The following is a 19,037-nucleotide window of genomic DNA, read 5'->3' as shown; positions in this document are numbered from 1 at the left end:
GGCAGACCATCTGGCGGACCGTGGCGAACCCTGGCGAATAGTCGCGGGGCCTTTGTCACCGGGATTAGTGTCAAGGTGCCGAGGAACCTGGGGGCTTGACGTGGGCAGCGAAGCCAACACTCGACTCGCGGACCTGTTCGGTCTCACCGGATGGTCCAAGGGCGAACTCGCACGGCTGGTCAACCGGCATGCGGCGGCCATGGGCCATCCGCAGCTGGCGACCGACACCTCGCGGGTGCGCCGCTGGATCGAAACCGGCGAGTCGCCGCGCGAACCCGTGCCGCGGGTGCTGGCCGCCCTGTTCACCGAGCGCCTCGGTCGTGTCGTGACCATCGAGGACCTCGGGTTCGACCGGCGCCGGCAGGGGGGGAAGAAGAAAACCGGGGACGGCCTGCCGTGGCCGCCGGAGCGAACCGCCGCGGTCCTCACCGAATTCACGGGAATGGACCTCATGCTCAACCGACGCGGACTGGTGGGCGCAAGCGCAGCGCTCACCGCAGGTACCGTACTCAGCGCGGCCATGTACGACTGGCTGCACACCGACCCGGCCCTCGCGGCCGACGCACCCGTCCTCGACGACCCGCTCAGCGCCGATCCGGCCGCCCAGGACCTCTACGAGGCGGTCCCGGTCGGCGCCCAGGAGATCGAGTCGCTGGAGCACTCGGTGGAGGTGTTCCGCGCGTGGGACGCCTCCCGCGGCGGCGGCCTCCAGCGCAAGGCGGTCGTCGGCCAGCTCAACGAGGTCGGCGGGATGCTCTCCTACCGCCACCCCGCGCACCTGCAACGCCGGTTGTGGGGCGTGGCCGCCAACCTCGCGGTGCTCGCCGGCTGGATGTCCCACGACGTCGGCCTGGAGCCCACCGCCCAGAAGTACTTCGTGATCGCCGCGCACGCCGCGCGCGAGGGCGGCGACCGGCCGCGGGCCGGCGAGGCGCTGTCCAGGGCGGCCCGCCAGATGGTGCACCTGGACCGCCCGGCCGACGCGCTCGACCTGATGCGGCTGGCCGCGTCCGGCTCCGGCGAGCAGGCCCTGCCCCGTACGCAGTCGATGCTGCGCACCATCGAGGCGTGGGCGCAGGCGGCCATGGGGCGCGACCAGGAGATGCGCCGGACCCTCGGCGAGGCCGAGGAGCTGTTCGCCGCCGACCACGGCGACCTGCCGACGCCCAGCTGGATGCAGAACTTCGACGAGGCCGACCTGCACGGCATGCAGGCGCTCGCCTACCGCACGCTGGCCGAGCACGACCCGTCGGCCGCCGTCCACGCCCAGGCACACGCCAGACGGGCGCTGGAACTGCGCGGCGGCGGCCACGAGCGGTCGGTGATCTTCGACCACCTCTCGCTCGCCTCCGCCTGCTTCATCGCCGACGACCCCGAACAGGCCGACAGCCACGCCCGCAAGGCGCTGACGACCATCGGGCAGACCTCCTCGCACCGCACCTGGGACCGGCTGCGCCAGATGCACAAACTCACCGACCGGTACGCCGCCCTGGCGGACATCCAGGAGCTGCGCCGGGAGATCGAGGCGGTGCTGCCCAAGCAGAAGCCGGCCAAGGGGGAGGTGAAGAGCGCCCCGGCGACCACCGCGCCGCAGGACATCGCGGTGCCGAAGTCCCGTTCAGCGCGCACCCGTTCGGTGTGACGACGCCGACACGTCACACCGGGCCGCGCGCGGACCGGAGTGCTCGGGCCATGCTGCTGCCGGGGCAGGCGACCCGTCAGGCGACCCGTCAGGCGATCCGTCAGGCGATCCGGGCGATCAGCACGCAGGCGTCGTCCGGCCGGTCGGGGAGGTCGAACTCCTCCGCCACCATGCGCAGGCAGTCCTGCGCGGAGCGGGCACCGTTGAGCAACGGCGCGATGGCGAGCAGGCGTTCGGCGCTGCCGCCGCTGGTCGGGTGGTGCGGCGCACGCTGCGGCACCAGGCCGTCGGTGTAGAGCAGCAGTATGTCGCCGGGGAACAACTGCTCGCTCGCCTGGGCGTACCGGGCGCCCGAGGAGGCGCCGAGCAGCATGCCCTCCGGTGCGTCGAGCACGCGCCCCGTCCCGTTGCGGAACAGCAGCGGGGCGGGGTGCCCGGCCTGCGCCCAGTGCAGGACCCGCTCGGCCGGTTCGTACCGGCAGCACAGGGCGCTGCCCAGGGCCGGTTGGGCGGCGGTGTCCAACAGGTCGTTGAGCGAGGACATCAGCGCGCCGGGCGCCAGCCCGGCGACGGCCATCCCGCGCAGCGCGCCGAGCAGCATCGCCATGCCCGACGTGGCTGCCACACCGTGCCCGGTGAGGTCGCCGACCGTCAGCAGCGAGGAGCCGTCGGGCAGTTGCATCGCGTCGTACCAGTCGCCGCCGATCAGACCGCTGGTCGACGCCGCGAGGTAGCGCGCGGCCAGGTCCATCGCGGTGGCGCCGCCCTCCTGCGGGAAGCGCAGGCCGCCGCGCCACGGCGGGAGGACGGCCTCCTGGAGCTCCACCGCGAGCCGGCGCTCGGTCTGGGCGATCTGCCGGTGCCGCTCCAGGGAGTCACGGGTCTCCCGCAGCACGCGCTGGCTGCGCCGCAGGTCGCTGACGTCGCGGATCACGGCCCACATCGAGATGGTGCCGCCGTCGGCGTCGAAGACCGGCTCCCCGACCATGTGCACGGTGCGCACCGTGCCGTCGGCGCGCACGATCCGGAACTCGCCGTCGATCGGCCGCCCGTCGACCAGGCAGCCCGTCACCATCTCGGTGAGCAGCTGCTGGTCCTCGGAGAACAGCCACGACGGCAGCTCGTCCAGGGTCAGCGGGCCGTCCTGCGGGGAGCGGCCGAAAATGCGGTACAGCTCGTCGGACCACTGCGCCCCGTCGGTGAGCAGGTCCCACTCGGCGCTCCCGGCCCGGCCGAGCGCGCCGACCGCGGCCGCGTCGGGCAGCTCGGCCCCGGCGAACCGCCGGTCCGCCTCCCGCGCCCCCGCCGACCCGTGCGGCAGCGCCGCGACCGGCGTGTCGAGGGCGAACCCCTCGCGCAACTGCCCAAGATGCGTGCCCAGATCGTCGAGCTGGTGCACCGCCAGGTCGCACAGCGCCCGCTGCCAGCGCAGCCGCGGGTCCTCGGCGTCCGACACGCTCTCGCCGAGCACCGCGTCCACCCGGCTGCGCAACTGGCGCGCCTGGCTGATCAGTGCATCCACGGCCCCGGGGCCTGGTGGCTGTGCTGTGGGGGAATCCGCGTGCGCGGGGGACGGCATGACGCACTCCGAGGGATGTCTGCGGGCAGCCGCGGTGACGGCCGTGGCGGACGGCGGGACAGATGGACCAGTTACGACTGTTGCACAGCGAGCGATGGCTCGTAAGGGTTTCGGCGATACCCGATCCGGTGGTGCTCCTGACATATGCCCCCCGCCCACCAATCCCACCCGCCCCAACAGCGCCGCCAACCCCCCAACCACAACGCCCCCGCACCCGGACAACGCCCCGCCAGGGCCCCTCACCCGCCGGCGCGCGGAACTGGGCGAGGTGCCCCTCTTATACACACCGCTCTACCAGTCGAGGGTCCGGCTGGGGGTACGCCTTCGACGGCCCGGCGTGGCCCGTACCCTCAGAGTGAGGGCGGCCCCGGCCCCTCGCCGACTCAACCCCGTTCTGGCCGAGCAAGGACGGATGGTGCTTCAGCGGACCTTAAGTGAGCGGTAGCTCCGTGACCATTACGGCGTACACCGGGGAGTCCGGGAACGGCTGGTCCTCCCCGACCTTCCGATAGCCCCACGACTCGTACAGGGCTTGGACCTTCGGGTGTGTCACGTCCACCAGCAGCACCGCCAGGTCTTCGTCCTGGGCGCGCATCAGGGCCCGGTGCAGCCGCTCGGAAACACCCTTGCCCCGCCATCGTGGGCGGACTTGAAGCTCGGAGAAGTGGAAGGTGCGAGACTTCTCCGGCGCCGGGTCCAGGCGCTCCCGCCACCACTCGCGTCCCTCCGTGCCCGGAGCGCCGTAGGCGAAGCCCGCCGGCTCTTCGCCGTCGTAGGCGATCACGCAGGAAAAGCCGGGGTTCTTGCCCCAGTGGTCCACGAACCAGGGGAACTTCTGATGGAACTCGTCGTCCTCGATCACGTCGGCGTACACGTCCCGCTGTACGTCTATCAACGTCTGCCGGATCGCCGGCAGGTCATCGTGGCCGTAGTAGCGCAGCTCCACGTCGGGGGTGGTCATCGGGCCCGGCTCCATTCAGATCGGTAACGGTCTTCCCACTCTCGCGCAGTCGCGAAGTCCGGCGCCAGGGTGATCAGGTCGCGGTGAAAGTCTCCGAGGTAGGACCGCATCCGGCCCGGTAGGGGGTCACCGGCCATGAGGGCGAACACCTGGTCTGCCGTGGCACATGCCTGGTCCACGTCGCGTTGGCGGAGCTGTGCAGTGGCGAGCTGGAGCGTGGCCAGAGCGCGGTTCCGGCGGAACTGCTGCGGGATGGCGGCCAGAGCCCGATGTGAGGCCGCCTCAGCGCCCGGTGCGTCCCCGATGTCATTGCGGACGTACGCGGTGATGGCCAGCAGCTCCGAGAACCCGTAGAACGCCACCCACGACGGCCTGGGGTTGTCCGTGGACGCCTTCGCCAAGGCTTCTTCCGCATACCCGAGGGAGCGCAGGGCGGCTTGCCGGTCTTCCGTCTGCGCGTGGCCGAGGGAGGTACGAGCGTGCGCGAGGGAGGCGAATAACGGGTCCCGGCGCGCGGCACGGGTCGCCTGCGCCGCCTGGGCGGCGTGCACGGCTTCGGTGAAGTGCTGTCCCTGGCGGGCCAGCATCGCGTGCAAGTTCCACACCTGTAGTTCGGCTTCGGCGGCCCCGCCCAGACCGGCGAGGTGCAGCGCCCGGTTGAGGTGGTTTTGGGCACGCTCACCCTGGCGGGCGTCAACGGCCGACCATGCGGCGGCGGCTGTGTACTCTGCGGCCACGCCGTACAACCTCTGCCGGACGCGTTGGGAGGCCGCGCGCTGCTGCAACTCCAGTGCTTCGGCCGCCCCGGCAAGCGCAGCCTGCTCCAGGCTCTCATGACCGCCTCGGGAGTCGTCGAGAGCCGTCAGGGCGTCCAGTCTGTTGCGTAACCGGATGACATCGGAGGTGCCCACTTGGGGGCGGGCTCCGACGAAGGGGGAGATCGCTGCGGCGGCGGTACCGGTGGCGGCGGAGAAGAAGGTGCGACGCAACACGGGCTGCTCCGGTTTGGTGGTGGGGGTGGTACGTCCCGCCGGTCGAATGAAACCCAACTCTTCGACGGTACAACCGAATACTGCCTCCAGTGCCTGGCGTTGTCGAAGGTGGGGCCACCGTGTTTTTCCGGTCAGCCAGTTCCGGACTGTCCGATCGCTCACGGTCCCGTCATGTCCCGCCCCCCGTAAGTGGCCGTTGACCGCCTCGGCCAGCTCGGCCTGTGTCAGGCCCCCTTCGCTCATCGCCTGGGCGAGATTCTGGTTGTCGTCCACGGACTCAGCGTAGACACCCGGTGCGACTGGGCAGAAGGGAACGACCGGATTTTCCGGGCCCTCCGCACGCCACAGGGGGTCAGAATTTCCTCCCACACTTCAGGTCGGCGGCGTTCACTGTTTGACAGCCACCGGCGTGACGGTGGCGGACGAGGCGGGCGAGACCCGCGAATCCACGCTGACCGAGGCCACATGATGACCGTGCACACCATTGCACGCCCCCGAGGAAACCCCGGGTACTCCGAGACGCTTCCCTGTACCGCCGAGAGCGCGGAAGCCGCCCGTCGGCTGGTCCGGGCCGCCGTGTGCGCCTGGGGGATGGCCGTCCTTGCGGACGACGGCGCCCTTGTCGTCACAGAGCTGGTCGCCAACGCCAGTCAGCACACCACCTCGCGCTTGATTCGGGTCACGGTCACCCGCCCCGCGCGCGACGCCGTGCGCATTGACGTGGTTGATCGGTCGCGCACCCTGCCCCAGCCCCGGGACCCCCGCGCCGATGATGAGCGTGGACGTGGCCTCGCCCTGGTGCTCAACCTGACCGAGCGCTGGGGAGCTGACCGTCTGGCCTTCGGCAAGACGGTATGGGGAGAACTCGTCTGCGAGGCCGCCAGATGACTCGCCGGTGGGGGCCCATCTTGTTGGTTGGCTGGGTCGGGATATTGGTACTGGTCGGTCTGGCGTTGCTGCGCGGGGTCGAGATCGGGCTCGCCATCGCGGGCGATCCGCCCCGCCATAGCTCTTCCCTTGTGAATCCCCTTGTAGCTCAGTCAGGAAGAGCCCGGGCTGTTCCGCGCTTCTCCGTTCATTGCGCGGAAACGCCCGACGACTCCGGTTCGATTCCGGACAAGGGGGACTTGGCGGCCCGCCGCGCCGGTCTTCCCGCGTGGATCGGTCGCACCGCACCATCACCATCACGGACGGCATCGTACGAAGGGAATTTCCGCATGGCCATGGACAACACCGGTACGGGGAGCAGCGGGAGGCGTGAACCTGCCGACTGGGAGTGGTTGTCGGCGCGGGAGTGGTATGCGAGTGAATTGGCTTATCGGCGGCAGGAGTCGGGGCTGACGCTGGTGCAACTGGCGGAGTTGTGCCTTTACGAGCAGTCGTATCTGCACCGGTTGGAGCGGGGACAGCGGTTGGGGACGGCGGACGCGGCCGCCGCGTTGGACCGGGTGTACGGAACCGGCGACCTGTTGGTGAAGTTGTGGCACCTGGCGAAGCAGGAGGCGAAGGAACGGCCGTTCGTGGGGCTGGCGGCTTTGGAGGCGGTGGCGGTCGGCATTCAGGAGTACGTGAACAGCGCGGTGCCGGACCTGCTCCAGACGCGGGCCTATGCGCAGGAGCAGGTGCGTCTGTTGCGCCTGGGCGGTGTCGAGCAGGTGGACGCGAAGGTCGCCGGGTGGTTGGCGCGGCAGGAGCGGTTGGCCGACCCGGACCCGTTGTACTACCGGGCGCTCATCGATGAAGCGGTGCTGCGCAGGAAGGCACGCGACCCGCGCACGTGGAGTGAGCAGTTGGAACATCTCGTCCAGGTGGCCCAGTTACCGCACGTGTCGCTGCACGTGGTGCCGTTCGGTGCGGGGCCGCACCAGTTGCTCGGTCCGCTGGAGTTGGTCTTCCTGCCGCAGGGCCGCATGGTCGCGTACGCGCGGAGCAGTTGTGGCGGTCACGTCGTGGAGGAGCCGGAGGAGGTCGAGCCGTTGCGGCTGGCGTACGACATGCTGCGGGACACGGCGCTGACGCCGGCGGAGTCCCTGACGTTCCTGCGGGCCCTGCTGGAGGAGCACACCGGGGGCGAGTCGGCGAAGGACGTGGAGCCGTGAGCGCTGAGGAGGAGGCCGCCGCGGTCGCGGAGTTACGCACCACCGGCACACCGCGCACGTGGCGCCTCACCGCGACGAACGGTGTGACGGTGTCCGGGTACTTGCCGCCGTGGGCGTACGAGGACCCGAGCGCGTCCGGCATCGACCCGGACCGTCTTCCTGTCGCCGCGATCGACGTCGAGTTGTTCCACTACTTCGATGACCTCGCGGGCTCGCTGGTCGGTCCGGGCGACGGCGCGGAGGAGGACGACTATGTGACGCCCTTCGCCGCGATCACCTGCCACCCCTGCGCCGAGCGCGAAGCCCCCGACCGGCCCGTAGACCCCGTCCTGACCGTCCAGGTCAGCGACACCGAGGAGACGGTCTGCGCCGACCCGGACGAACTCGCCGCGCTCATCGCACGGTTGAAGGCCCATACGGACTACCTCGACCAGCACGTGCGGCCCGCCTTCACCGCGATCTACCAGGACTGGCAGACGCACCACCACACCGCGACGGAACCACGCCCGTGAGCCGGGACGCGGCAGCCGGTGCCGTGACGGTGCGGCGGGGTCGGTGGCGTCCGAAGGAGCTTCACCACGAACCGGTGGTGGTTCGCTGGGCGAGACAGAGGGCGGGTTTGACCAAGCGGCAGCTGGCCGCAGAAGTGGGGATCTCCGAGCAGCTGATGGGCGAGATCGAATCCGGCTGGCGCAACGCCACTCCAGTCAACCTGGCCAGGATCGCCCGCGCGCTGAACTGCCCCGTGGTCGCCTTGGAGTGACGGCGCTACTGATCGGCGGTCGGCGGATATGACGGGTCGCCCAGTCCAAAGCCGGATGCGCAAGGGGCACCTACCCAGGGGCGCGGGGAACTGCGCGCTCAGCCACGATGTGCCCGCAGAGAGGCAGCGCACCGCAAGGGGCAGTCACCTGGGGGCGCGGGGAACTGCGCGCCCAGCCACGGCGCACCCGCAGTGAGGCAACGCTCCTGCGGGGAACTGCGCGCTCAGCCACAACGCACCCGCAGCGAGGCACCGCACCGCAAGGGGCAGTCACCCGGGGGCGCGGGGAAGGGCCTAGCCACAACGCACCCGCACCCGGACAACGCCCCGCAGGGGCACCGCACCCTCCTCCCGCCGCCGGAGGCACCCTCACCCCGCGCTGAGCCGCCCCCGCACTGCCGCCTGGACGTCGACTTCCTCCGCCGGATCGGCGGCGAGCCGGCGCAACTGCGCCAGCACCCGCACATCGCCGGACGCGGCCTTCCGTGCCGCCAGCTCTCGCGTGCTCTCCTCGCAGTCCCACAGGCACTCCACCGCGAACCCGGCCGCGAAGCCGGGATCGGTGGCGGCCAGCGCGTGGGCCGCCACCCCGCGCAACTGCGAGGAGGACGTCTCCCGGTAAAGATGCCGCAGCACGGGCGCCGCCCGGCACGCGGACAGCCGCCCAGCCCCTTCGACGAGCGCGTCGAGCCCGTCGGCGTCGGCCCCGCCCCCCTGCACGGCACGCCGCAGCGCCGCCAGCACCAGGTCGGCGTCGTCGCTGCCGCCGTGCCGCGCGAGGACGCGCGCGGCGGCGTACCCGAGCGCGTCAGTGCGCGCCGCCCACTCGCGCGCCCGCGCGCACGCCCCCTCGTCCGCGCGCCGCTCGAACGCCTCCAGCGCCGCGCGTACCACCCGCTCGTCCGCGCCGGACCCCTCCGCCGCGGCGGCCTCCACGAGGGCGAACGCCTCGGGGTCGCGCCGGTCGACGAGGTACCGCAGGGCCGCGGCGCGCGCGGCGGAGGGCCCACCGCGGGCCGCCGCGAGGAGCGCCGGACGGTCCTCCGGCCCGGCCACGGAGGCGAGGCAGCGCGCGGCGGGCTGGTCCCGTTCGAGTGCCGGATACTGCGCGAGCCCCTGCTCGGCCCACTCCAGCACGGCCGCGGCACCCCACCCGGGCGCGGGCCCGGCGGACCGCATCTGCCGCTGCCAGCGGTCGAAGGACACCTGCTCGCCGGCGCGGCGCACGCGCGCCGCGGTGTCGGGGTGGGCGGGGTCCTCGGCCCACAGCTGCCACGGCCGCGGCTCGTACGCCTCGCGGACGGCGAGCGCGAGCTGCGCGTCGCCCTCCTCGGTCGCGGGGAAGCGGGCCACCACCGCGGGGCCGAGCGCGCGCAGCCCCGCCTCGCTGTCCCGCACGGCCAACTCGTCCAGCGCCCAGGCCCAGCAGCCGCCGGTCGCGGCGTAGCGGCGCAGCAGCCGCAGCGCGTCGCGGCGGCCGTACCCCGCCAGGTGCCCCAGCACGGACAGCGCCAGCCCGCAGCGGTGCTCGTCGGGCGCGAGCAGGTCGTCGGGATGGAAGAGGTGCTGTTCGATCCCGTCGAGCGGGCCCTCCAGATCGGAGTACAGCCGCGCGTAGTACAAGGAGCGCGACTCGACCCGCCAGTCCAGGCGGGGGTCGCGCAGTACGCACTGCTCCAGGGCGGCGAGTGCCTCCGCGCGCTCGGTCGCCAGGGCATGGAGGGGCCCGTCCCCGCGTCCTCGCTGGAGGAGGCCGAGAAGGGTGCCACTGGGCGCTATGTCTGGGTCGAACATGAGGTCAGCATCCGGTGCGGGGGGTCTCATGGCAACGGGATTTCCGTGGCCAGGCGGGTCACGCCGTCCGGCATCCTTACCGGCCACCGGGCTTTTCATGCCTGGCGGCCGTGCGGACTCCCGTGGGGACGGGGCGGCGGAAGCCTACCGACTCCGGCCCCCGGCTGTCGCACCCGCTCGCCCGGCACCCTCCCGCGCGGTCCGCCCGCCCGCCGCCGTACGCGCCCTTCCTACGCGCCACCTGTGCGCCGTCCGCGCGCTGCCCGCCCGTCGCCGGGCCGCCAACCGGGTCGCCAACCGGGCCGCCGACCGGCCCACCGGGCCCGCCCCGCGGCTCCGGGTGCGCCGCCCACGGCCCGGGTGAGCTGCGAGCCCAACGCTCATGGGGCGTTCCCCTTCGGGAAAGATCCACGTGGCCCTGACAACTCCCGGTCCGGCGACAACCACCGTATGAGAGTCGCCATCGTCACCGAGTCCTTCCCCCCGGACGTCAACGGAGTGGCCCACTGCGCGCTGCGCACGGCCGAACACCTCGTCCGGCGCGGTCACGACCCTCTGGTCGTCGCCCCTGCCGGCCCCCTGGTCCCCGAACCGGGCCAGGACCCCTGCCCCGTCGTACGGGTGCCGTCGCTGCCGCTGCCGGGCTACCCGCAGGTGCGGGTGGCGCTGCCCGGCCGCCGCACCGCCGCGGCCGTCGCCGCGCACCGCGCCGACCTGGTGCACCTGGCCAGCCCCTTCGTCCTCGGTGCGCGCGGGATGGCCGCCGCCACCCGGCTCGGCGTGCCCGCCGTCGCCGTCTACCAGACCGACCTGGCCGGGTACGCCAGGACGTACCTGAGCACCGGCGAGGCCGCCGCCTGGCGCCGTATCCGCGCCGTGCACAGCGCAGCAGCGCGCACCCTGGCACCCTCCACCGCCTCGGTGGAGGCCCTGGTCGGCCACGGGGTGCCGCGGGTGCACCTGTGGGCGCGGGGCGTGGACTCCCGCCGGTTCCACCCCGACCGCCGCGACGACGCGCTGCGCCGCGAGCTGGCCCCGGGCGGCGAGCTGATCGTCGGCTACGTCGGCCGGCTCGCCGCGGAGAAGCACGTCGAGCTGCTCGCCGCCACCTGCGCGCTGCCCGGTGTACGGGTGGTCGTCGTCGGCGACGGGCCCAGCGCACCGGGACTGCGCACCGCGCTGCCCGGCGCGGTCTTCCTCGGCCGCCGCACCGGCGGCGAACTGGCCCGGATCTACGCCTCCTTCGACGTGTTCTGCCACACCGGGCCGTTCGAGACGTTCTGCCAGACCGTCCAGGAGGCGATGGCCAGCGGTCTGCCGGTGGTGGCGCCCGCCGCGGGCGGCCCGCTCGACCTGGTCGACCACGGGCGGACCGGCCTGCTCGTCCCGCCGCTGGACGCCGCCGCCACCGCCGAGGCCGTACGGCGGCTCCAGGCCGACCCCGCCCTGCGCGCCCGCTACGGCGCCCGCGCCCGCGGCCAGGTCGCCGCCCGCACCTGGGAGGCGGTCGGCGACCAGCTCCTGGACCACTACGCCGACGTCCTCACCGGCCGCCAGGTGGCCGCGGCATGAGCGGCACGAGCTCCCCGAGCTCCCCGAGCTCCCCGAGCGCCCCGAGCGGCACGAGCTGCCCGAGCGGCACGAGCGGCGCCGCGACCGGGCCGCTGCGCATCGTCCGCGTGGCCAACTTCGTGACGCCCGTCTCCGGCGGCCTGCGCACCGCGCTGCGGCACCTCGGCGAGGGGTACGCCGCCGCCGGCCACGACCCGGTGCTGGTGATCCCCGGCGCCGAGCACTCCGACGAATCCACCCCGCAGGGACGGGTGATCACCCTGCCCGGCGTCGAGATCCCCGGCACCGGCGGCTACCGGGTGCTGGCCCGCCGCGCCCCGGTCGAGGCGCTGCTCGCCCGGCTGGCCCCCGACCGCCTGGAGGTCTCCGACCGCACCACGCTGCGCTGGACGGGGGAGTGGGCCCGGCGCCGCCGCATCCCGTCCGTGATGGTCTCGCACGAGAGCGCCGACGGCGTGCTCGGCACCTGGGGCGTCCCGGGCCCGTTCGCCCGCCGGGCCGGCGACGCCCTCAACCGCCGCTCCGCGTACGCCTACACGCGCATCGTGTGCACCACCGCGTGGGCGGCCGCGGAGTTCGAGCGGATCGGCGCGCGCAACGTCGTACGGGCCCCGCTCGGCGTGGACCTGGCCGCATGGCACCCCGCGCACCGCGACCCGGCGGTACGGCAGCGGTACGCGCGCGACGGCGAGGCGCTGCTCGTCATGTGCTCGCGGCTGTCCCCGGAGAAGCGGCCGGACGACGCGCTCGACGCGCTGGCCCAGCTGCGCGCCCAGGGTGTGCCCGCGGTGCTGGTGGTCGCCGGGGACGGCCCGCTGCGCGCCCGGCTCACCGAACGGGCCCGCGCGGCGCGGCTGCCGGTGGCCTTCCTCGGCCATGTCGCGCGCCGCGCCGACCTGGCGGCGCTGCTGGCCACCGCGGACGTGGCGCTGGCGCCCGGGCCGGTCGAGACCTTCGGGCTCGCCGCGCTGGAGGCGCTGGCCTGCGGCACGCCCGTGGTCGCCAGTGCCCGTTCCGCGCTGCCGGCGCTGATCGGGTCCGCGGGCGCTGCGGCCAGGACGCCGGCGCAGTATGCGGGCGCGGTACGGCGGCTGCTCGCGGTGCCCGAGGGGGCGCGGCGCGCCAGGGCCCGGGACCGGGCCGAGCTCCACCCGTGGCCGGCTGCCGTTGCCGCGTTCCTCGCCGCCCACGGCGTGTCCGCCGCCCGGCCCGCCGTTCACCCGGCCGCCGCCCTGCCGGACCCGCGGCCATGAGCACCGACGTGCCGCTCTCCCCGGCCGGCGCCGACCACCGGGGCGGCCTGCGGGCGGCCGCGCCGCGCGGCGCTTTGCGGTTCGCGGTGCTCGGGGACTCGCTGAGCGAGGGGGTCGGTGATCCGGTGCCCGGCGGCTGGCGCGGCTGGGGCGCGCTCCTCGCGGACGCCGTCGGCGAGCGGCCCGGGGCGGTGCACGTGGTCAACGCCGCCCGCAGCGGCGCCCGTTCCGGCGACGTCGCCGGACGCCAACTCGCCGTCGCCCTCGCGTGCCGACCGCACCTGGCGTCCGTCCTCGTCGGCGGCAACGACACCCTGCGCGGCGCCTTCGCCATCGACCAGGTCGCCGCCGACCTCCACCTCACCCTCGGCGCGCTGCGTGCCTCCGGCGCCGACATCCTCACCGCCTGCCTGCCCGACCCCGGCAGCGTCCTGCGGCTGCCCTGGCCACTGGCCCGGCCGCTCGCCCGCCGCATGGCCGCGCTCAACTCCGTGGTGCACGCGCTGTCCGCGCACCACGGCGCGCTCCACCTCCACGCCGCCGACCGGCCCTGGGCCACCTCGCCCGGCGCGCTCAGCGCGGACCGGCTCCACCCCAGCGAACGGGGGCACCGCCTGCTCGCGTACGACTTCCACGCGCTGCTCGCCTCCCGCGGGCTCGCGGGTGGGCCGCCGCCCCGGCTCGAGCCCGACCGGCCTCCCCCCGGGCGCGCCGCTTCCACCTGGTGGATGGCGACGAAGGGGTCCCGCTGGGTCGCCGATCGCAGCCGCGACCTCCTCCCCGACCTCCTCCGGCTCGCCCTCGAGGAGTACCGCCACCGACTGCGCGGCAACGTCGCCCAACTCGACCTCGCCTCCCGCCACGCCACGGCCCAAGCGATTGCCTCCCTCCACCTCCCCCCGTAAAACGCCCCGGGGTTCTGCCCCATGCGGTGGGTTGTCCGTCCGCGGGCCGGTCGCGCAGTTCCCCGCGCCCCTGACGGGGCTGCGCGCCGCGGAGAACCCGCACGTCCCCGAGGCACGCCCACCGACGTCGCACCGGCGGGTACGCACGTACCGCACGGGGCAGCCCCCTGGGGGCGCGGGGAACTGCGCGCTGAGCCACGACGCATGGGCAGTTAGGCACGTACCGTGAGGGGCAGCTTCCTGGGGGCGCGGGGAACTGCGCGCTCAGCCATGACGCACCGGCGGGTATGCACGCAGCGCACGGGGCAGCCCCCTGGGGCGCGGGGAACTGCGCGACCAGCCACCACGCATCCGCGGGTGAGTACGTACCGCACGGGGCAGGAGGGGAGCCGCGGGGAACCGCGCCGGGTCAGCGGAGGGACGTGGGGACGAAGCGTACGGGGGTCCCGGGGGCGGCTTGGCCCGCGGCAGCGACCGCTGGGGAGGGGACGACCCCGATGACGGGGTACCCCCCGGTGGTGGGGTGGTCGGCGAGGAAGACGACGGGCCGCCCGTCCGGGGGGACCTGAACCGCCCCGAGCACCATCCCTTCGCTGGGCAGCTCCTCATGGCGTACCCGGGCGACGGGCGGCCCGAGGGTGCGCAGGCCGATCCGGTTGGAGGCGGGCGAGACGGTGTAGCGCCCGCGCGCCAACGCACGGAGGGCGCCGGGCGCGAACCAGTCCGTACGGGGCCCGGGCACCAGCGGAAGGACGAGTTCGGCACCGAGCGGACCGTACGGAAGGACGTCGCAGCCGCCGGCCGGGCCGAAGCGTGCGCGGCCCAGGGGGAGTTCGGCACCGTCGACCAGCGGCGCGGGCCCCAGCCCGGAGAGGAGGTCGGCCGCACGGCTGCCCAGCACCGGGGGGAGGTCGAGCCCCCCGGCGAAGGCGACGTAGGAGCGTATCCCGCAGGTCGCGGCGCCGACGTCGAGGACCGCACCGGCCGGGACCCGGACGGGCGCGCCCCAGGCGGCGGGGCGGCCGTCCACCCGGACCGGGCAGGCGGCCCCCGTCACGGCGGCGACGAGCGGGCGGGAGGGGCGTATCGCGCAGCCGGTCACGGTGGTCTCCAGCCCCGCCGCTCCGGGGGAGTTGCCGACCAGGCGGTTCGCGAGGAGGTGCGCCGGGCGGTCGAGGGCGCCGGAGGCGGGCACCCCGAGGTGCGCGTATCCGGGCCGCCCGAGGTCCTGGACGGTGGTGAGGACGCCGGCGCGTACGACGGCCAGCACGGCGCCGCTCACCGCATACCCGGCAGACGGACGTCCTGGCGGGCGGCCCGGCCGACGTCCCGGAAGCGGACGGCGGTGCCGGGCGCGAGCAGGGCCGCCGGGTCCCGGCCGGTGTCCCACAGCACGGCGTCGGTCGTCCCGACGATCTGCCAACCCCCGGGCGAGGACCGCGGATACACCCCGGCGTACGGCCCGGCGAGGCCGACCGACCCCGGCGGTACGGCGGTTCGCGGGCTGGCCCGGCGCGGCACCGCCAACTCCGGCGGCAGGCCGGTCAGATACCCGAACCCGGGGGCGAACCCGCAGAACGCCACCCGGAAGCCGGTCCCCGCGACGGTCTCGGCCACACCCGCCGGCGACATGCCCCACAGCGCCGCGACCTCCGCCAGGTCCGGCCCGTCGAACCGTACGGGCAGCTCGACGGTGTCCGCGGCGGCGGGCGGCAGCGGCGGCACCTGCCAGCGCACCACGTCCGCCGCGAACGCCCGCGGGTCGGCGAGCCCGTCGACCAGCACCGTACGGGCCGCGGGCACCACCTCCGCCACGGCGCCCAACGCACCGGCCGCGCGGCGCCGTTCCAGCTCCGCGTGCAGCGCCTGCGCCTGCGCGCCGTCCGCCACCTCGACCAGGACGGCCGACGCCCCGGCCCGCAACGCCCGTACGGCCGGCGCCCCGGCACCCGGATCGGCCGCGCCGGTCACGCGAACGCCTCCACCCGCAGCCCGGCGTCCTGAAGGGCGCCGCGCACCCGGGCGGCCAGCAGCGCCGCGCCGGGGGTGTCCCCGTGCAGGCACAGCGACCGCGCCGCGACCGCGACCGGCTCCCCGGTCAGCGCCGCCACCCGGCCGTCGCGGGCCAGCCCGACCGCGCGGGCCACCACCGCCTCCTCGTCCGCGACCACCGCGCCCGGCTCGCGCCGCGGCACCAAGGTGCCCGCCCGGGTGTACGCGCGGTCCGCGAACGCCTCAGGTATCGCGGCCAACCCGGCCCGCTCCGCCGCCGCGAGCAACCGCGAACCGGGCAGCCCCAGCACCGGCAGCGGCCCCGCCAGCCGTATGCCCGCCACCACCGCCTCGGCCTGCTCCGCGTCGTGCACCGCCCGGTTGTACAGCGCGCCGTGCGGCTTCACATACGCCACCACCGCGCCCGCCGCCCGCGCGAACACCTCCAACGCGCCTATCTGGTAGGCCACCTCCGCCGCCAGTTCGTCCGCGGGCACGTCCATCGCCCGCCGCCCGAAGCCCGCCAGGTCGCGGTAGGAGACCTGCGCGCCGATCCGCACCCCGTGCGCGGCGGCCAGGTCGCACACCCGCCGCATCGTCGCCGCGTCGCCCGCGTGGAAGCCGCACGCCACGTTCGCACTCGTCACGACCGCGAGCAGCGCCTCGTCGTCGGTCAGCCGCCAGCGGCCGAAGCCCTCGCCGAGGTCGGCGTTGAGGTCGATCGCCGCCGGTGCCGCCGCTTGCCGCGCCATGATGATCCCCGTCCCCCCGAGTCCGCCGCGCATCGCCCGCCGATGCCCATGGCACGATCATGGCAGTTCCCGCGGCCGCGCGGCCCCCGTTGTCCACAGCCCCCCGTCCACCCCGTACGCATCCGTGCCGTTTCGTGTGTTGTCGGTGGCAGCGCCTAGTGTTGGGGGGTGACCACGACCGTCCCGCACCTTCCGCCGCAGCAGTCGCGGCAGCAGCCGCAGCCGCTGCCGGGTGCGCCGCGCCCCGCGCCGGGCCCGGCGGCCGACGAGGGGCTGGCCCGCCGGCTGCGCGCGCTGGCCTGCACCGCGCCGCTGCACGACCTCGACACCCGCAAGGCGAACCTCGCCGGGGCGTACTCGGTCTACGCGATGGCCGAAGTGGCGCTGGCCGCGATCGACCTGGTCACCCTCAACATGGACTTCGACACCGGCGCGGACCACGACCAGATAGTGGCCAGGCTGCTGCCCCGCGTCGCCGCCCAGGCCCCCGACCGCGCCCAGGCCGAACACGAGCGGGTCGCCCGCTGGGTGCTGGAGAACCTGATCAACGTCGGCAGCGCCGACCGCGGCTTCCGCGCCGTCTACGGCACCTTCGGCGCCGACGGCGCCTACGTCCGCCGGGACTACGACTTCAAGCTGATCGAGGAGGTCGCCGGCCCCGGCGGCACCGTCTACCTGCGCGCCACCGACGAGGCGGTCAACGTCCTGGTCGGCGCCCTGGACACCGACGTCACCAGCGCCCAGATCGCCGCCGAGGTCAAGTTGGAGGTGCTGATCAGCCGCGGCCGCCTCGCCGACGCCCAACTCGCCGCCGAGCAGGCCCGCTACCGCACGGTGCAGTATGCCGAGACCCTGCGCCGCACCTTGGAGGCCACCCGGCGCAATGTCCGCGCGGTCGACTGGCTGCGCCAGGTGCCCGACATGATCGCCGAGGCGCTGGACCACGTCGCCGACCGCTACCGGCACGAGAACGCGATCCTCACCAACATCCGCAAGGCGCGCGACGAGGCGGAGGAGCCCGAGCACAAGCGGCGCGCCGCCGAGCTGGTGGACATCGTCAAGGACTGCATCCGCCGCCACACCCAGCTCCAGTCCCGGCTGCTGGAGGCCGGGCCGCTCTTCCGCGCCGAGCAGGACCGGCAGGCGTTCGCCGCGCCGCCCGCCCGCGCCGGACTCGACCTGTACGGGCAGCTCGTCGCGCCGCTGCTGCCGCTGCCGGTCGAGCAGGCCTCCCGCGTCACCGACGCGTTCTTCGCCCGCGGCACCGGTCTGCGCACCCCCGGCGCCGTCCGCGTCACCGACCTGGTCGACCTGCTGCTCACCCCGCCGGCCGAACGCGACCACCTGGGCGCGGAGATGCCCGAACCGGACCTCGTGGCCACCCCCGACGACTCCCGGTTCAGCGACGAGCAGCTGGAGTCCGCGCTCGCCCTGCTCGACCTGCCGCCCGACGCGCCGCGCCGGCTGTCCGGCCTGCTCGCCGAGGCCCGCCGCCAGGACCCCGACCTGCCCTACCTCGTGGCGCTGCTGGCCATCCACGCCGCCTCGCCGCCGGTCGGCACCGCCCATCGCCAGGGCGAACCGCGGCTGCTGTTCGCGGTGGACGACGGCACTGTGCTCGACGACCCCGAGTTCGGCGGCGCCGACCTCGTCCTGGGCACCGCGCTGCTGGCCGGAGGCGCCGAGCATGACGGATGACGACGACCCCATGTACCCGGCCGCACCCCGGCCGCCGGCCGCCCCCACCGACCACCCCCGGCAGCGCAACAGCCCCCGGCAGCAGAAGGAACGCACGACGTGAGCACCGATCGGCAGGACGACCCGCGGGAGTCGGGCGAGGCGGCCGGGCCGTCCCCGATCGTGCCCGCCGACGTCGCGGACGCCGCCCGCCTGGTCGGGTTCGGCCTGCAACCCAAACTGGTCCCGGCCCGCGACACCGAGTACGCGGAACTGGTCCGCCGCCATCGCGACGACCCGGCGTTCGCCCGGATCGCCGACGCCGTGGCGGCCGGGCTCGGCCTGATCGTCCTGGAGGTCTCGCCGCGGGCGGGCATGGCGGTCGCCGCGGCCGAGGACTCGGTCTTCGCGGTCCGGATGGGCGACTACGCCCGCCGCGCCGCCTCCGACTCCGGCGACCGCTTCCTGCACGGCCTGGCCCACCTCGCCGCGGCCGCGCTCGCCTTCCCCCGTCCCGAGGACCTCGCCGACGACGGGTACATCGGCCGGATCACCGTGCACGGCGTGGACGCCTTCGTCCGGCAGGCGTGCCGCCGGCTGGAGGAGCGCGCCGACGAGAGCGGGGAGAACACCGACCCGGCCAGCGACGCCCCCGGCCTGGAGGCGGCCTGGCGCGTCTACACCCGGCGCAGCGCCACCGGCGCCACCAAGGACGCCCGGCGGCTGGCGAGTTCCACCACCGGCATCATCGGCAAGGCCGTCGCCTTCCTCGTCGACTCCGGCTTCCTCCAGCGCACGGGCGACGAGTCCGGCGGCACCTACCGCACCACCGCCCGCTACCAGCTCCAGGTGCGCGACATGGCGGGCAGCGCCGCGATGGCCGAGCTCCTCGAACTCGGCGTCGTACCGGTCGGCGACGGCACCGCCAGCCTCGTACCCGCCGCCGACGGGGAGGCAGCGGACCTCGCCGCCGACGCGGGGCTGCCCTTCCACGCCGGCACCTGACCACCGGCGCTGACCCCGACCCGCCCCCCGGCACCCGACGACCTGCGCCTG

Annotated in this window: 17 protein-coding genes and 1 tRNA gene; 11 read left to right on the top strand and 7 right to left on the bottom strand. The window is 74.6% G+C overall.

The genetic code is table 11. The features are described from left to right. Positions 1-100: 100 nt before the first annotated feature. On the top strand, positions 101-1,642 hold the full coding sequence (locus AC3EVP_RS34120) for a DNA-binding protein NsdB (protein ID WP_435136911.1): 1,542 nt from the start codon (positions 101-103) through the stop codon (positions 1,640-1,642). Between the two features lie 100 nt (positions 1,643-1,742). Here AC3EVP_RS34120 and AC3EVP_RS34115 read toward each other — a convergent pair whose 3' ends face one another. The 3 genes from AC3EVP_RS34115 to AC3EVP_RS34105 form a co-directional block, all read right to left on the bottom strand. After that, positions 1,743-3,221 carry a PP2C family protein-serine/threonine phosphatase gene (locus AC3EVP_RS34115; RefSeq protein WP_435136908.1) on the bottom strand — a complete coding sequence of 493 codons (1,479 nt, stop codon included), beginning with the start codon at positions 3,219-3,221 and terminating at the stop codon, positions 1,743-1,745. Positions 3,222-3,651: 430 nt separating this feature from the next. Beyond that, positions 3,652-4,182: a GNAT family N-acetyltransferase gene (locus tag AC3EVP_RS34110; RefSeq protein WP_435136905.1), complete on the bottom strand. Its 531-nt coding sequence runs from the start codon at positions 4,180-4,182 to the stop codon at positions 3,652-3,654. Then, positions 4,179-5,447, bottom strand: a complete 1,269-nt coding sequence (locus AC3EVP_RS34105; RefSeq protein WP_435136902.1) for a helix-turn-helix transcriptional regulator — start codon at positions 5,445-5,447, stop codon at positions 4,179-4,181. Before AC3EVP_RS34105 ends, AC3EVP_RS34110 begins: the two co-directional genes overlap by 4 nt. 192 nt (positions 5,448-5,639) lie before the next feature. Between AC3EVP_RS34105 and AC3EVP_RS34100 the strand changes: the two genes are divergently transcribed. The 5 genes from AC3EVP_RS34100 (at position 5,640) to AC3EVP_RS34080 (ending at position 8,036) form a co-directional block, all read left to right on the top strand. Beyond that, a complete protein-coding gene (locus AC3EVP_RS34100; protein ID WP_435136899.1) occupies positions 5,640-6,062 on the top strand; it encodes an ATP-binding protein in 423 nt (140 codons plus the stop codon). A gap of 137 nt (positions 6,063-6,199) precedes the next feature. Next, positions 6,200-6,299: transfer RNA gene (locus tag AC3EVP_RS34095), tRNA-OTHER, on the top strand. A gap of 92 nt (positions 6,300-6,391) precedes the next feature. After that, on the top strand, positions 6,392-7,273 hold the full coding sequence (locus AC3EVP_RS34090) for a helix-turn-helix domain-containing protein (protein ID WP_435136896.1): 882 nt from the start codon (positions 6,392-6,394) through the stop codon (positions 7,271-7,273). Next, positions 7,270-7,785 carry a DUF6907 domain-containing protein gene (locus tag AC3EVP_RS34085; RefSeq protein ID WP_435136893.1) on the top strand — a complete coding sequence of 172 codons (516 nt, stop codon included), beginning with the start codon at positions 7,270-7,272 and terminating at the stop codon, positions 7,783-7,785. Before AC3EVP_RS34090 ends, AC3EVP_RS34085 begins: the two co-directional genes overlap by 4 nt. Continuing rightward, complete coding sequence (locus AC3EVP_RS34080; protein WP_435136890.1) at positions 7,782-8,036, top strand: helix-turn-helix domain-containing protein; 255 nt, start codon at positions 7,782-7,784, stop codon at positions 8,034-8,036. The genes AC3EVP_RS34085 and AC3EVP_RS34080 overlap by 4 nt, the downstream gene beginning before the upstream one ends. 369 nt (positions 8,037-8,405) lie before the next feature. Here the strand turns inward: AC3EVP_RS34080 and AC3EVP_RS34075 are convergent, their stop codons facing one another. Further along, positions 8,406-9,830 carry a HEAT repeat domain-containing protein gene (locus AC3EVP_RS34075; RefSeq protein ID WP_435136887.1) on the bottom strand — a complete coding sequence of 475 codons (1,425 nt, stop codon included), beginning with the start codon at positions 9,828-9,830 and terminating at the stop codon, positions 8,406-8,408. Positions 9,831-10,280: 450 nt separating this feature from the next. Between AC3EVP_RS34075 and AC3EVP_RS34070 the strand changes: the two genes are divergently transcribed. From AC3EVP_RS34070 to AC3EVP_RS34060, 3 genes are read left to right on the top strand one after another with little or no spacing between them, the layout of a single operon-like run. Beyond that, positions 10,281-11,402 (top strand): glycosyltransferase family 4 protein, encoded by a 1,122-nt coding sequence (locus AC3EVP_RS34070; RefSeq protein WP_435136884.1) that lies wholly within the window; start codon positions 10,281-10,283, stop codon positions 11,400-11,402. Continuing rightward, on the top strand, positions 11,399-12,655 hold the full coding sequence (locus AC3EVP_RS34065) for a glycosyltransferase (RefSeq protein WP_435136881.1): 1,257 nt from the start codon (positions 11,399-11,401) through the stop codon (positions 12,653-12,655). Before AC3EVP_RS34070 ends, AC3EVP_RS34065 begins: the two co-directional genes overlap by 4 nt. Further along, positions 12,652-13,560: an SGNH/GDSL hydrolase family protein gene (locus AC3EVP_RS34060; protein WP_435136878.1), complete on the top strand. Its 909-nt coding sequence runs from the start codon at positions 12,652-12,654 to the stop codon at positions 13,558-13,560. The genes AC3EVP_RS34065 and AC3EVP_RS34060 overlap by 4 nt, the downstream gene beginning before the upstream one ends. Before the next feature lie 409 nt (positions 13,561-13,969). On the opposite strand, the gene AC3EVP_RS34055 is transcribed toward AC3EVP_RS34060, so the two are convergent. Genes AC3EVP_RS34055 through AC3EVP_RS34045 form a run of 3 tightly spaced genes read right to left on the bottom strand, consistent with a single transcriptional unit; the run spans position 13,970 to position 16,304 of the window. Then, positions 13,970-14,842 (bottom strand): 5-oxoprolinase subunit C family protein, encoded by an 873-nt coding sequence (locus AC3EVP_RS34055; RefSeq protein ID WP_435136875.1) that lies wholly within the window; start codon positions 14,840-14,842, stop codon positions 13,970-13,972. Next, the gene (locus AC3EVP_RS34050; protein WP_435136872.1) at positions 14,839-15,531 is read right to left on the bottom strand and encodes a 5-oxoprolinase subunit B family protein; all 693 of its coding nucleotides are present in this window, start codon (positions 15,529-15,531) and stop codon (positions 14,839-14,841) included. Before AC3EVP_RS34050 ends, AC3EVP_RS34055 begins: the two co-directional genes overlap by 4 nt. Next, the gene (locus AC3EVP_RS34045) at positions 15,528-16,304 is read right to left on the bottom strand and encodes a LamB/YcsF family protein (RefSeq protein ID WP_435136869.1); all 777 of its coding nucleotides are present in this window, start codon (positions 16,302-16,304) and stop codon (positions 15,528-15,530) included. The genes AC3EVP_RS34050 and AC3EVP_RS34045 overlap by 4 nt, the downstream gene beginning before the upstream one ends. A 225-nt stretch (positions 16,305-16,529) precedes the next feature. Between AC3EVP_RS34045 and AC3EVP_RS34040 the strand changes: the two genes are divergently transcribed. Together AC3EVP_RS34040 and AC3EVP_RS34035 are read left to right on the top strand one after the other, a co-directional pair. Then, a complete protein-coding gene (locus AC3EVP_RS34040) occupies positions 16,530-18,002 on the top strand; it encodes a hypothetical protein (RefSeq protein ID WP_435136933.1) in 1,473 nt (490 codons plus the stop codon). A gap of 99 nt (positions 18,003-18,101) precedes the next feature. Beyond that, positions 18,102-18,986 carry a hypothetical protein gene (locus AC3EVP_RS34035; protein ID WP_435136866.1) on the top strand — a complete coding sequence of 295 codons (885 nt, stop codon included), beginning with the start codon at positions 18,102-18,104 and terminating at the stop codon, positions 18,984-18,986. The last annotated feature ends 51 nt before the right edge of the window (positions 18,987-19,037 follow it).

It is taken from the genome of Actinacidiphila sp. bgisy144, assembly GCF_057708105.1.
This window is presented reverse-complemented; position numbering and strand designations above follow the sequence as displayed.

Coding starts and splice junctions, on each gene's coding strand:
- AC3EVP_RS34115 (WP_435136908.1), bottom strand. CDS start 3,221: ATGCCGTCCCCCGCGCACGCGGATTCCCCCACAGCACAGCCACCAGGC.
- AC3EVP_RS34110 (WP_435136905.1), bottom strand. CDS start 4,182: ATGACCACCCCCGACGTGGAGCTGCGCTACTACGGCCACGATGACCTG.
- AC3EVP_RS34100 (WP_435136899.1), top strand. CDS start 5,640: ATGATGACCGTGCACACCATTGCACGCCCCCGAGGAAACCCCGGGTAC.
- AC3EVP_RS34090 (WP_435136896.1), top strand. CDS start 6,392: ATGGCCATGGACAACACCGGTACGGGGAGCAGCGGGAGGCGTGAACCT.
- AC3EVP_RS34075 (WP_435136887.1), bottom strand. CDS start 9,830: ATGTTCGACCCAGACATAGCGCCCAGTGGCACCCTTCTCGGCCTCCTC.
- AC3EVP_RS34070 (WP_435136884.1), top strand. CDS start 10,281: ATGAGAGTCGCCATCGTCACCGAGTCCTTCCCCCCGGACGTCAACGGA.
- AC3EVP_RS34065 (WP_435136881.1), top strand. CDS start 11,399: ATGAGCGGCACGAGCTCCCCGAGCTCCCCGAGCTCCCCGAGCGCCCCG.
- AC3EVP_RS34060 (WP_435136878.1), top strand. CDS start 12,652: ATGAGCACCGACGTGCCGCTCTCCCCGGCCGGCGCCGACCACCGGGGC.
- AC3EVP_RS34045 (WP_435136869.1), bottom strand. CDS start 16,304: ATGGCGCGGCAAGCGGCGGCACCGGCGGCGATCGACCTCAACGCCGAC.